Here is a 13,620-nt window from a genome sequence, read left to right as displayed (position 1 = left end):
ACATTGAATCCAGCCATGAATCCCGCACTAGAACCGGAAACTGAATTTGGGTATGGGCAACTCTTTGGCATTATCTGGCGGCGGCGCTGGTGGTTTCTAGGAGTATTTAGTAGTGCGATCGCAATCTCCGTTTTCTTTGCGCTGAGAGAAGAACCGCTTTATCAAAGCTCAATGCAGCTACTGATTGAACCTAATTTTGACGAAAAACTGAATCAGGCTGATTTAGATGGCCGCCCGGTTAACTACAGCAATGCTAATGCGACTGATTATGCTACGGAACTTAATCTCTTGCGAAGTGAAACATTAATCGATCAAACCGTAGAAGCTCTCCGTCCAGAATTTCCGGATTTGACTTTGGAAGAGGTGCAGCAGTCACTCAACATGTTTCAACTTGAAGAAGATGACACTGCTACTCGGATTTTTCAAGCTAGTTATGTTGGTGAAAATCCTATCTTAGTTCGGCGTGTACTAGAAGAACTACAAACGGTTTACCTCAACTACAATCTTGATCGCCAAGAGAAGCGTTTGAGTAGAGGTCTTGCTTTTATCAATCAGCAGCTAGAAAGCGCTAGGCAGAATTTAGGAAGTTCTCAGCAGGCTCTAGAACAGTTTCGGCAACAGGAGAATTTAATTAATCCGGAGCAGCAGGGACTTATCGTAACTGAAATTCTGAATCAGCTCGGTCAGGAACAGGTGCTAGCTGAAGCTCAGTATCAAGAACTTCGGGCTCAGTATCAGTTGTTGAGAAATCAAGTTGGATTATCGCCGGAGCTAGCACTGATTCAATCTAAGTTGAGCCAGTCTTCTCGATTTCAGAATCTGCTGAATGCTTTACAGGCAAGCGAGTTAGAGATTGCTGAACAACGCACAATTTTCACTGATCTCGATCCTAGTGTTCAGGTTTTACTAGACAAGCGCAGTAATCAAGTTGACTTGTTAAGACAAGAAGTCGGTCGAGTCCTTGGTACTCCTGCGGCTGTGGCTACGGCAAGTGAACAAGACTTATTATCTACTGGACAGCTAAGCAGTATCGATACCAATTTGATCCTCGAAATGGTGAAAACGCAAGCTAGCTTAAACAGCTTGGCAGAGCGTCGTGAAGTATTGGAACGGCGGGAGCAGGAGTTGAAAGCTGAGTTTCAACGTTTTCCAAATTTGATTGCCCAGTATGACCGAATCCAACCTGAAATTGAAATCGAACGGGCTGTTCTTCAGCAGTTGTTGCAAGATCGAGAGCAGCTCAGAGCAGAATTAGCTCGTGGAGGGTATAACTGGCAAATTGTTGAAGAGCCAGAAAGGGTTAAGGCAATTGGCCCTGATCCGGTAAAAACTCTAGCTCTGGGTGGAGTTGTCGGTTTGTTTTTAGGTGGCGTAGCAGCCTTTGCACGAGAAGCAATTGATCAAGGCGTTCATACATCAGAGGATCTATCGAAACAGGTTGCGCTGCCGCTGCTAGGGATATTACCAACGTATTCATCTAGTCAAGCTGCAGCACCCTCTGGATATTTGCCGGCTGCCCAATCTTCATCTGCGATCGCATCTACACCTACATTGCAAATCATTCAATCACTGCCGTTTCGAGAAGCAGTTGATTTAATTTACAGAAACATTCAGTTCATTAGCGCAACAAGTCAGATTAAGTCTTTGGCAATTACATCAGCAGTACCGGGAGAGGGCAAGTCAACGCTGACACTGGGACTGGCTTTAACAGCAGCTCGACTAGGACAGAAAGTATTAGTTATTGATGGGGATTTACGGCGGCCTACGCTCCATGAAAAGTTAGGGCTACTCTGGGATGCTCAGGGACTATCAACTTTTTTAACAGGTAAGGTAGATGTTCTAACGTCTTACTCACTGACTTGGCTGAACCAAAATATTGATGTTTTACCAGCTGGTTTAGAACCCGCTGACCCAGTACAGCTGATTGGTTCGCGTCAGATGAAGCAGTTAGTGCAGGATTACGAGCGTGACTATGACTTGGTTCTGGTCGATACGCCGCCCGTCATCGGAACTGTAGATGCGTTGCAGTTAGCGTCTTACTGTAGTGGCACTTTAATTGTGGCGCAGCTTGAACGGGCTAGTCCAGCCGAACTCAACAAAGCTAGAAGCTTACTAAGCCATCTAAATGTCTTAGGGATTATCGCAAATGGTGTACGCAAACGTTCAGCAACGTATTCCAGTTACGCAGAGGCAGGTTCGGCTTATTAAGCTTTGTCGCTCAAACCTTTTGCTTTAGATTAAGCTGTTCCCCCTTATTTCAATCTTTCTTCATCCATTCACCTTGATCCTTGAAACGTAAAGGGCTTTTGACGATGGCAATGACTAGTTTCATGATTCAAACGTCTAGACTTTCATTACTAAAACTAGCTGACTCGCAAGAACCAACTTTGGCAGATATACTGCCGTTCTGTCAGCTTAAGTGGCGAGCAAACAAATTATGGGTTAAGCAAGTTAAGGAAGCTGAACGTTCTGCTCTACCAGCTTTAGAGAGCGAACAGTGGCTACAAACCTGTCTAGAGCATTCACCGATTGATGCGGTTTGCTTAGACCCGGCTTTGGGTGAGATCGCAATTCGAGCTTGGGCTGATGTTTGTGAAAAAACAGGAAAATCAGTTTTCTTACGAGTACCGCCAATTCCTGGATTGCCTAAGCAGCGAAAGCCTCGAATCTGGCTTATCAAACGTATATTTGATTGGATACTTGCAGTATTTATGGCTTTTATTTTTAGCCCGGCTTTGTTAGTGCTAGCATTGTTGATTTACTGGTCAACTTTTGACTCTGCTTTTACTAAAGAATGGACAGTAGGACATCAGGGAAAATTATTTCGGTTATGCAAATTCAATATTTCCAAATTGGATCAAAAGCTTCCTGATTTAAAGCGTTGGATGCAGAAATGTGGGATAGATAAGCTGCCTCAACTTGTGCATGTCATCTGTGGTCAAATGAGTTTAATTGGACCTTATGCTCTCGTATTATCTGATGCTGTACAAACCAATTCTTCATATCTATATCGATTGAAGGCTTTACCTGGTATTACTGGATCCAAACAACTAACGTCCAATTCACTTTTTCGGAATTCTTCTATATCTAGCCAGCCAGAGTTACAGTACTTGAACGATTGGACCCTAACTCGTGATTTGTATTTCTTGCTGCTGGCTATCCCAAAAGCATTACTAGGATTTAATACATACTAAAGCACAATTCTAGTCGATAAATTGGCATAAATATGGATTTTGTTGAAATTCCGCCGTAGTCATAATTTATCCAATAAATGTTTGGGGATGTAGAAAGTGCTCAATTTTCTAGATAAATTATCAGGTAGTTCAGAACCGGAACGCTTTTTCAGAACTGACCATCTTGATGATGACTTGAAGGGGCGGTCATTTCGTAGTGGGGCAGTCACCATCGCTGCACAAGTTGCAAAATTTACTTTGCAAACTACAGGGAATTTAGGTGAATTAAAGGCCCAAGACAAAAGGTATGAAGACTGCGCCTTGTACCTTGAATTTTGCTCCTGAAACTTTTACCTTTACCTCTATCTATCATTTCTTGCGCGATGCACGATTAGTGAGCCCGATTAGATTTCAACATCTAATTGTTTTAAGTGCGCTGATAGTTTTTAAGTGCACATGCTTGACCGAACTAGAACATTAGAGACGAGCTTAGAAATTTGTTCAGATTCCTACGAAAATCTGCTAATGCGTCTGCCCCTGATCGTTTTTTCAAAACGGATCATTTGGAGGCAGATCTTAAAAAACGCTCGGTAAAGGGCGGAGCGGCGACCCTCGCATCACAAGGGTTTAAGTTTGCCCTACAGATGGGATCGACCGCCGTTTTGGCGAGGTTGCTTGCCCCGGAAGACTATGGTTTGGTGGGCATGACAACCGCCGTTACCAGCTTTATCCAGCTTTTTAAGGATATGGGGCTTTCGGAAGCGACCATTCAATGTAAGGAGATTAACCATAAACAAGTCAGCACTTTATTTTGGTTGAATTGCCTTGTCGGTACGGGTTTAGCGGTTTTGATTGTTGGCATTTCTCCACTGGTTGCTAATTTCTACAATGAGCCGCGTGTCGCTGGCATTATGTGTGCCTTATCAATTAATTTTGTCATTAGCAGTACAGCAGTGCAGCATACAGCGCTGTTAAAGCGACAAATGCAGTTTGGCGTAATTGCTAAATCGGGCATGTTGTCTATGGCTGTTGGTGTGATAGTTGCCATCGTCGCCGCTTGGCAAGGGCTAGGGTATTGGGCCTTGGTGCTAATGTTTATGGCCACTGTGATTACTGACAGCATCTACATGTGGATAGCTTGCTCTTGGCGTCCTGGTTGGCTCGATTTCAACTCAGGTGTTGGCTCCATGCTGAACTTTGGTGGAAATGTAGTTGGCTTTAGCTGCGTCAACTATTTCTCACGCAATTTAGACAACATATTGATTGGTCGGGTGTGGGGACCACAAGAACTAGGTCTTTATGCAAAGGCATATCAACTAGTCTTGCTACCCATCAACCAAATTAATCAGCCTGCCACAAGTGTAGCGATGCCAACTTTGAGCCGCTTACAAGATAATCCTGAAAAGTACAAACGGTATTACTACAAAGCCATTGCACTAATTGTAATGATAGGTATGCCCGTTGTTTGTTTTTTATTTGTAGCAGCACGCAATGTAATTTTACTTATCTTGGGCGAGCAATGGCTCGACGCAGTAACGATATTTCGTTTTCTGATGCCTGCTGCATTTATTGGAACTTTTAACATAGCACCAGGATGGGCTTTCAGATCACTTGGAAGAACAGCAGCCCAATTTAGATTGGGAATCGTCACTTCAATTTTCAATATTTTTATTTTTATTGTCAGTGTTCAATGGGGAGTTGTCGCAGTAGCCGCAGCATACGGCTTATCCAGACCCATTTTCATGCTGGTTACTCTTCATTATTGCTACAAAGGAACCTTTCTAAGGATCTCTGACTTAACTAAATCCTTAATACCCGCAGCTTTCAATGCAATTGTTGCTGCTGCTTCACTTTCGTGCGCAATGCTAATGTTTCCAAGAAATCTCAATTTGGCAAGTAGCTTATTCCTTCAGATATCCATTTTTCTTGCCACGTACGTCTTACTATGGCTCAGGAATGAGCACGGCAGAAGAAGTATTAAAGAATTCCTTTCAATTGCAAATTCAATCAAAAACTAAGATTAAATTTGAAGTTTATATTAATCAAAAAAATGAAAATCGCAATCACTAACACCGTTGTTTCGAATACTGGAGATGCAGCGATCCTTCTTTCACTTATTAAGCTTGTCAAAGAAGCATTTGACATAGACATAGAATTCATCATATTTGATAACAAGCCTGAAATAGGAAAAAAATATTACTCAGAGTATCAATTTAAGCCATGGCCTATTTATTCTTTATCAAAACCAGAAGTGAAGGGGAAACTTGGCGGAATATTTAGAAAATTAAATAAATTACGGTTTTACGGGGGTGCTTGGATATACAAAAAATTAGGGGTCCAGGCAGTTAATTTCCTGCTATCTTCCGAGGAAGTAGATATAATAAGTTCTTACCTTTCTGCTGATTTGATCATTTCTACTGGAGGGACATACTTAGTTGAGAATTATTCACTAGGGGCAAGGATTTTTGATTTTCGACTAGTTTTAGTGTTAAAAAAACCTTTGCTTTTTTTCACCCAGTCACTAGGTCCATTTTACATTGATGATCATAAGAAAAAGCTGCTAAAAGTTTTTCAGCATGCTAGTTTAATTCTTCTAAGAGATTCTAAGTCTCAGCAGCACCTTTTCGATATTGGACTAGATCAAAACAATAGTCACGTTATCGCTGATTCAGCTTTTGCTTTAGCTAATTTAGAGAAAATAAGAGCTGCTAAGCATAAAAAAATAAAATCTCAAAAACCAAAAGTCGCCATATCAGTAAGGCAGTGGTCTTATTTTCATGACGTTGATACGGCAGTCGGCACGAAGAAATATATAGACTCTGTTTTAGCAAGTGTAATACATCTTGTTGAGCGCTATGGAGCTGAGGTGACATTTCTGTCTACATGTCAAGGTATCTCTGAATATAGGGATGACTCCATTTTTGTGTCAGAAGAAATTATGCCATTGCTTCCTGAGCACGTTACTAAGTTTGTAAAAGTCAATAGTGATTTTCATCGCCCCGAAGAGTTAATAAAAGAACTTGAGGAGTTTGATTTTGTTATATCAACTAGATTACACATGTGCATTTTATCTCTTGGTATCGGTATACCTGTGCTGCCAATCGCTTACGAGTTCAAAACACACGAGCTATTCAAAAGTTTTGGCCTCCCTCAATTAGTTTTAGACATAGAAGATATCACTCCATCAAAAACTTGTGATAAGATTGAGGTTTTTATGAAATTTGAAACCAGTTTATTTGAGCAGCTTTTTGATGGAGTGACCAATCAATACCACAGCTCAGTTTTAGCTAGGCAACATATGATCAACAAATACTTTACAGATACTCAAAAAACTAACTCTTAATATTAATTGTGTGAAACAAGCAACGCTAAACCATAAAAATCATGCATATTGCATTCTTTCTAGGAAAAAGCTTCCCCAGAATTTCCGAAACCTTTATAATCAACCAAATCACAGGTTTAATCGATCAAGGTCATCAAATTAGCATATATGCGGATGTGATTAACTCGACGGGAAAAATGCATCCAGCTGTTGATAGATATCAGTTGTCTGGACGAGCATCAGGCTTAGAAGCAGTTCCCAAAAACTATTTAAATCGGTTTATAAAAGGAATCTATTTGGCTCTGATAAATTTCAGAAAAGATCCCCTCAAAATAATACAGTCTCTTAATTTTTTGTCTCGTCAATCCGAAATCAAAACTCTCAGAGCACTATATGCAGTTATCCCCTTTCTCGGGAAACCTAAAATTGATATAGTTCATTGCCACTTTGGACACAATGGTCTGAAGTGCTTGGACTTTCGAAGATACAACGTTCTCCAAGGGAAAGTAGTAACAACATTTCATGGGTCTGATCTTACTAAAGCTCTAAAGCAAAACAATTGTAATCAGTATCAGACCCTATTCGAGAAAGGAGATTTGTTTTTACCCATTAGCGAAGTATTTAGACAAAAATTGATCGACTTAGGATGTCCTCCAGGAAAAGTAATTGTACATCATATGGGTGTCGATATTGACGATTTTAGTTTCTCAAAGCGTGAAATCAGACCTGATGAAGAAATACGATTAATCACTATTTGTCGACTTGTTGAAAAGAAAGGAGTTGAATACAGTATTCGAGCGATTGCTCAAATTATTAAGTACAACCCTCGTATACGCTATCAAATCATTGGAGATGGTCCTCTTAAGCCTCAACTTATTCAACTAATTCGTAATCTTAAATTGGAGAATTTTGTAGACCTTATCGGTTGGCAAGATAAAACGTACGTAATTCAGGCTTTAGAAAATGCACACATTATGTTATCCCCAAGCGTCATTAGTCAAGATGGTGACCAAGAGGGCATACCAGTCTCCATTATGGAAGCCATGGCCATTGGTATACCAGTAGTTAGTACATTCCACAGTGGTATTCCAGAATTAATTGAAGATGGTATTTCGGGGCTTTTGGTAGCTGAGCAAGACTATGAAACATTGGCAAAAAAAATTGAGTTGTTGATTCAAGATTCTCACCTTTATTCCTGTATATCTTTAGCCGCTAGAAAGCGAATAGAATCAGATTTCAATATTAAGAAGCTCAATGCCCAGTTAGAAACTATATTCCTGTCTCTCCTCACAAAAAGTTAGCATTATGCGAAAACTTCTATTCGTCACGCAAAACCCATTTTTCCCTGACTCCTCGGGTGGTGCACAGAAATCAGCTCTGTATCTCTTTGAGTCGCTTCTAAATAGGGGATGGCAAATTGAACTCATTTGTGCGTCTTCTATTAAAACCCCTAGATTTAAAGCTTCTGTTTTTCAATCCCTCACAAAGTTGAAACCACCAAAACGATTCTCCATGGATATGGAGTTAGGTTATCCTTGTTGGCGACATATCACAAAATTAAGTAAAGAACAGCATTGGCTGAGACTTTTAACAGATCGTCTCAATGAATTTTGTCCTGATCTGGTACTGGGGGACTCGAGCCCAAACTGTCCACTACTGAAATACTCAATGGAGAGAAATTTTGAAACATTCTATATAGGTAGAAACATTAATATCACTCAGTCTACGTCTATATTACCAAACGAATTGCACCTGTTAGCCAATTCTCCATTTGTCGCCACTGTAGTTTCACAGATTATGAATCAGCATGTAGAAGTCATTTTACCTTTCGTAGATGTCAATATTTATAAGGTGAATAATCGAGATAAAAAATATATCACATTCATCAACCCTGTCCCTGAAAAAGGTTCCTTGATTGCAACAGAAGTTGCAAAAGCCTTGCCAGAAGAAAAGTTTCTATTTGTGAAGGGAAGATGGTCTCATATGCGACCAGAACAGATGGAGTCGTACCTTAAAAGGGCACATGACCTGCCAAACGTAGAAATTTGGGATAATCAGGCTGATATGCGGGATGTTTACAGAGTGACTGATATTTTGCTGGTTCCCTCTCAGTTTATTGAAACCTTTGGCAGGGTGATTCTTGAAGCCCAAATCAATCGTATTCCAGTAGTTGCTGCGCATGTTGGTGGTATTCCCTACACCCTCGGAAAAGGTGGAATTCTAGTTCAGCCAAAGCATAAACCTGAAGGATATATTGAAGCAGTCAGAAATCTTCGACTAAATCAAGAGTACTATGAGGAGATTTCGAGCTTAGCTTTTGAGAATAGTCAACGTCAAGAATTTGACCCACAACTTCAGGTTAATAAGTTTGTGGACTTTGTTGAACACGAGCTCGCTCAAGGTCCGAAGCAGACAAAATTGCGCTTTCAGTCGAATTGAATTACAGACATTACTAGTTCAACTAGACGGCAATTGATTGCGAAGCTATGAGCCAAATATCATTATGAGAATTATTACGTTAGCCAGCTATCTCTCAACTCAGCGTGGCGGACTTGAACGAAGCTTGTTTGACGTATCTCACTGCCTAGCTGATAGAGGTCACAAAATCACACTGCTATATGAAGAAGCAGGAGATCAGTTACAGCCTTACCTCGAGTTTTGTGATTCCATCATTCAGATAAAGGGCTATAAGTTCAACCCAAATTTCTTGAAAGATGTTTTAAGCATTCCAGTTGAACAAGATTCCATTATTTACAGTAACCAGTACGATAATTTTTTCTTCGGCTCAAGCTTGGCTTGCATCCGCAGACGCCCCTTTGTCTGTCACCTAAGACTTCATGCCTCTACAGAAAAAGGAGTCGTCAAAAAGGCTAAGCAATCGCTTACTCTGACCCAAATTGATCGCTACATTGCAATATCCGATGTTGTAAAAGCCGATTGGTATAAAACACTCAAGATTCCTAATTCTAAAATTGATATCGTCTACAACGGTATTGACACCGCTAAATTTGCCCCTTCAGACTCTCTTCAGCAGTTGCGGAAACAATGGGACATTGCCCCCCATGAAAAAGTCATCTCCTATGTGGGCCGTATTGAGACCGATAAAGGTCTTGAAACGTTGATTAGGGCTTTTGCGTTGTTACGAAAAACGGGCATTGATGCCAAACTCCTGATCGCTGGCAAGCCTCTATTCTCAGGAGAAACCTATCAGACAGCCCTCAAAACGTTGTCTCAGCAGGAAGGGGTGGCTGAGCATGTTCGATTTTTAGGCCATCTATCCAACACAAAGCAGATATATCAACTGAGCGATGTGAATGTTTTACCCAGTGTGTGGTTAGAGGCATTTGGTCGCGTCATCATCGAGTCGATGGCCTGTGGTACCCCTTCGCTAGGCAGCCGAGTCGGCGGGATTCCCGAAATTCTCACTGGAGAATTCAGCGATTGGCTCTTTACTCGAGGGGATGAAGTAGAACTTTGCCACAAACTTAAATCCGTTATTCATTGGCGAGACACAGACCCTGATCTTGCTCACCGATGCCGCCAACATGTGGTTAACCACTTCTCTATTAACAAGACGATCGACGGTATTGAGGCTGTATTGCAGCAGGCGCTCGACTCATGAAACTCTGCATCGTTACTCACAAAGTCGCCCCCGGCGATGGACAGGGCCGAGTTAATTACGAAGTTACCCAAGAAGCACTTCAACGCGGACACCAAGTCACGGCTGTCGCGAGTCAAGTGGCCGATGCTCTTCAGACTCATGAGAGATTTAATTGGGTTCCCGTTAAAGTTGATAAGATTCCGACTGAACTGTTGCGTAATCTACACTTTGCCAATCACTCTGCTCGCTGGCTCAAGCAACATCGTCGCCAGTTTGACCTTGTCAAAGTTAATGGAGCGATTACCTGGACACCAGGAGATGTCAACGCTGCTCACTTTGTCCATAGTGCTTGGCTCCAGTCGCCCGCTCACATCTGGCAACAGCAAAAAGATCCTTACAGTCTTTATCAGTGGTTATATACAGCCTTAAATGCCCGCTGGGAACGTCGGGCATTTGCCCAAGCCAAACGAGTAATTGCAGTATCGGCTCAGGTCCGTGATGACCTGTTGGCTATGGGTATTGACCGCGATCGCCTACAGGTCATTTATAACGGGGTCGATACCCAAGAGTTCTATCCAGGAGAAGGCGATCGCACAGCGTTAGGACTCCCTGCGTCAGTACCCCTAGCAATCTTCGTCGGCGACATTCGCTCCTCTCGTAAAAATCTTGATTCGGTTCTTAAAGCCTTAGTAAACGTTCCGGATTTGCATGTAGCCGTCGTGGGTAATGTAACCAGTAGTCCCTATCCCGAACTCGCCCGTCATCTATCCGTTGACCAACGGGTTCATTTCTTGGGATATCGCCGTGACATCCCCGACTTAATGAGAGCCAGTGATTTCTTGGTATTTCCATCCCGCTATGAAACCTTTGGCCTCGTCGTTCTGGAAGCAATGGCTTCCGGGATTCCCGTCATTACTAGCTCAGCTACCCCCGTCGCTGAACTACTGACTCCCCAGGCTGGCATTGTTTTGGCTAATCCGGACGATGTTTTGACCCTGACAAAAGAGATGCACGACTTGACCCGTCATGCTCAACAGCGCCAAGCCATGGGGTTAAAGGCAAGGGCGATCGCTGAAGACCATAGCTGGCATCAAATGGCCCAACGCTATGTAGATCAATTTGAACAACTTGCGACCTCATGTTGATTTCAGTCCTTATCCCAACTTATCGGCGTCCTCAAGACCTCCTACGATGTCTAGCAGCACTGACCCAGCAAACTCGCCAAGCTGATCAGGTAATAGTCACTATCCGTGATACCGATACTGAAACCTGGGAAGTGCTCAAAACCCTAGATGCTCCTCAACTCCCTATACACACGGTCGAAATCAACATTCCTGGGGTAATTGCAGCTATGAATGCCGGACTTGCGACCGTCCAAGGCGATATTTTGGCTATTACTGACGATGATTCCGTCCCTCATCCAGATTGGCTAGAACGCATTGAGCAGCATTATTTAGCCGATGAGCAAATAGGCGGTGTGGGAGGTAGAGACTACGTCTATCATGGCGACACTTTGGAAGATGGGGCTGCCACAAAAGTTGGGCGGTTGAGCTGGTTTGGTCGAGCTATAGGCAACCATCACATTGGCATCGGTGAAGCCCGTGAAGTTGACATCTTGAAAGGGGTCAACATGAGCTTTCGTAAAGCGGCGATCCAAGGATTATCGTTCGACCAACGAATGCGAGGCACGGGTGCTCAAGTCCACTTCGAGCTTGAATTTTGTCTACAACTCAGGCGAGCAGGCTGGAAACTCATTTACGACCCAAAAGTAGCTGTCGACCATTACCCCGCCATTCGGTTTGACGAAGACCAGCGACAGACCTTTGACTTTCAGGCGACGAGTAATACCGCTTTTAATGAAACCCTCATATTGATGGAACACCTGCCCTTCTTAAACAGGCAGATATTTTTCGTATGGGCGATCGCGGTTGGCACCAGGCAATCCTTTGGTTTTGTACAACTCCTTAGATTTTTTCCCAAGGAACGTGCTTTGGCGTGGAATAAATATATCGCCACTATAAAAGGTCGCTGGCTAGCCAGAAAATCCTTTGCAGCAGCCCGATAGTTATTCGCTTTACCGCAAAAAACTCATGCACTCAATTACGACTCAAGAGTCCCAAGAGCAACATCGGCTTTTTAAGCCAATTGAAGCATGGACGCCAATCCTAGGAATTGTAATCATTACAGCAGGAATGCTAGTTATTAGGATCAGCAGCCCTCTTAACTATATTTTTCCTGCTTTAGCAACTTTGATCGCCTTTTTCCTATATTCTCAGTATTCAATTTTATATTTAGGATTTAGTTGGTGGCTCTGGTTCCTCTCCCCCTTTGTTGCCCGAGTCGTAGAGTACCAAAGCGGTTGGACTGATCCAGGTCTAAGGTTGATTATTCTTGCCCCTTACTTAGTTACGGGAATTACCGCACTAAAGTTTGTCCAAAAGCTGCCCGTACTCGTACAGGAGGGGGGAACTCCTTTCGTATTAGCCTTTGCCAGCATCACTTACTCACTCCTTGTGGGTTTCGTCAAAGGCTATGCGATTGTTGACATCGGTCAAGCTTTTCTGAGTTGGTCGGTTGGTATTTTTTTAGGAGTTTATTTCTTAGTCAATTGGAGACGCTATCCTGAAATTAAAAATAATATTTACAGAGTCTTTTACTGGGGAGTCGTGATCATGGGCTTATACGGTATATATCAGTATGCCGTTGCACCAGATTGGGATAAATTCTGGCTCCGTAATGCAGAAGATTTACAGTTTTGTTGTGGATGGCCAGAACCGTTTAGAATTCGCGTATGGAGCACGCTCAATTACCCATTCACATTTTCATATGCAATGATGGCCTGCCTTTTAGTACTGTTTTCAAAACCTAAAGATCCAGGTTTTCCAGCACTTTTAGCAGGTCTAGTCTCATTCTTGCTAGCACGAGTTCGTGGTGCTTGGTTAGGTTTTGCGGTCGGCCTTACCAGCTTTTTTATATCTATTAAATCAAGTTTTCAACTTCGCCTAATTTTAACTTTCTTTGTCTTAGGAATCTTTTTGATTGCTCTGGCAAATTCCACCCCTGAAGCACAAGCGGTAATACAAAGACTGCAAACATTTGCTGATATTAATAATGACCATAGTGCCAATGAAAGGTTGGAACTTTATGGACAAGTCTTTGACAGTGTTATCACCGATGTTATCGGTCGCGGCATGGGTGGGAAAGGTATCGTCGATGCTGGTTTTATGAGTGTATTAGCAATTCTCGGTTGGGTTGGCTTCATCCCTTATGTGATTGCGGTCGTATTGACTTTCTACTGTTTATTTCGAGATCAAGCTAATATCCATGATCCTTTTGCAACTGCCGCACGTGCAATTGTCATCAGCGTATTTGTATCTTTGCCTTTTAGTAATGTTCTCATCTTAATGCCGGGGATGTTGTTCTGGGGGTTTGCAGGGCTGGGACTCGCTGCCCAAAAATATGCTAAACATCATTCAAACTTTCTAGATCGGGGCTAGTTTTATCACTTAAGAACTTAGGTCAAA

Annotated in this window: 10 protein-coding genes; all 10 read left to right on the top strand. The window is 42.4% G+C overall.

What is annotated here, in order from left to right:
* Positions 1 to 15: 15 nt before the first annotated feature.
* The 10 genes from AC286M_RS33705 (at position 16) to AC286M_RS33660 (ending at position 13,593) form a co-directional block, all read left to right on the top strand.
* Positions 16 to 2,208, top strand: coding sequence for a GumC family protein (locus AC286M_RS33705; RefSeq protein ID WP_488208557.1), 2,193 nt, complete (start codon positions 16 to 18; stop codon positions 2,206 to 2,208).
* Between the two features lie 104 nt (positions 2,209 to 2,312).
* Positions 2,313 to 3,194 carry a heterocyst development glycosyltransferase HepC gene (gene hepC / locus AC286M_RS33700; protein ID WP_488208556.1) on the top strand — a complete coding sequence of 294 codons (882 nt, stop codon included), beginning with the start codon at positions 2,313 to 2,315 and terminating at the stop codon, positions 3,192 to 3,194.
* Between the two features lie 476 nt (positions 3,195 to 3,670).
* Positions 3,671 to 5,191, top strand: a complete 1,521-nt coding sequence (locus AC286M_RS33695; protein WP_488208555.1) for a lipopolysaccharide biosynthesis protein — start codon at positions 3,671 to 3,673, stop codon at positions 5,189 to 5,191.
* Positions 5,192 to 5,223: 32 nt separating this feature from the next.
* A complete protein-coding gene (locus AC286M_RS33690) occupies positions 5,224 to 6,516 on the top strand; it encodes a polysaccharide pyruvyl transferase family protein (RefSeq protein WP_488208554.1) in 1,293 nt (430 codons plus the stop codon).
* Positions 6,517 to 6,557: 41 nt separating this feature from the next.
* Complete coding sequence (locus AC286M_RS33685) at positions 6,558 to 7,796, top strand: glycosyltransferase (protein ID WP_488208553.1); 1,239 nt, start codon at positions 6,558 to 6,560, stop codon at positions 7,794 to 7,796.
* Positions 7,797 to 7,800: 4 nt separating this feature from the next.
* Positions 7,801 to 8,934, top strand: a complete 1,134-nt coding sequence (locus tag AC286M_RS33680; protein WP_488208552.1) for a glycosyltransferase family 4 protein — start codon at positions 7,801 to 7,803, stop codon at positions 8,932 to 8,934.
* 64 nt (positions 8,935 to 8,998) lie between these two features.
* Positions 8,999 to 10,117, top strand: coding sequence for a glycosyltransferase family 4 protein (locus AC286M_RS33675; RefSeq protein ID WP_488208551.1), 1,119 nt, complete (start codon positions 8,999 to 9,001; stop codon positions 10,115 to 10,117).
* Positions 10,114 to 11,241 (top strand): glycosyltransferase family 4 protein, encoded by a 1,128-nt coding sequence (locus tag AC286M_RS33670; protein ID WP_488208550.1) that lies wholly within the window; start codon positions 10,114 to 10,116, stop codon positions 11,239 to 11,241. Before AC286M_RS33675 ends, AC286M_RS33670 begins: the two co-directional genes overlap by 4 nt.
* Positions 11,235 to 12,161: a glycosyltransferase family 2 protein gene (locus AC286M_RS33665; protein ID WP_488208549.1), complete on the top strand. Its 927-nt coding sequence runs from the start codon at positions 11,235 to 11,237 to the stop codon at positions 12,159 to 12,161. The genes AC286M_RS33670 and AC286M_RS33665 overlap by 7 nt, the downstream gene beginning before the upstream one ends.
* Complete coding sequence (locus AC286M_RS33660) at positions 12,145 to 13,593, top strand: O-antigen ligase family protein (protein ID WP_488208548.1); 1,449 nt, start codon at positions 12,145 to 12,147, stop codon at positions 13,591 to 13,593. The genes AC286M_RS33665 and AC286M_RS33660 overlap by 17 nt, the downstream gene beginning before the upstream one ends.
* Positions 13,594 to 13,620: the final 27 nt, after the last annotated feature.

It is taken from the genome of Thainema salinarum CENA647 (assembly GCF_057732415.1).
This window is presented reverse-complemented; position numbering and strand designations above follow the sequence as displayed.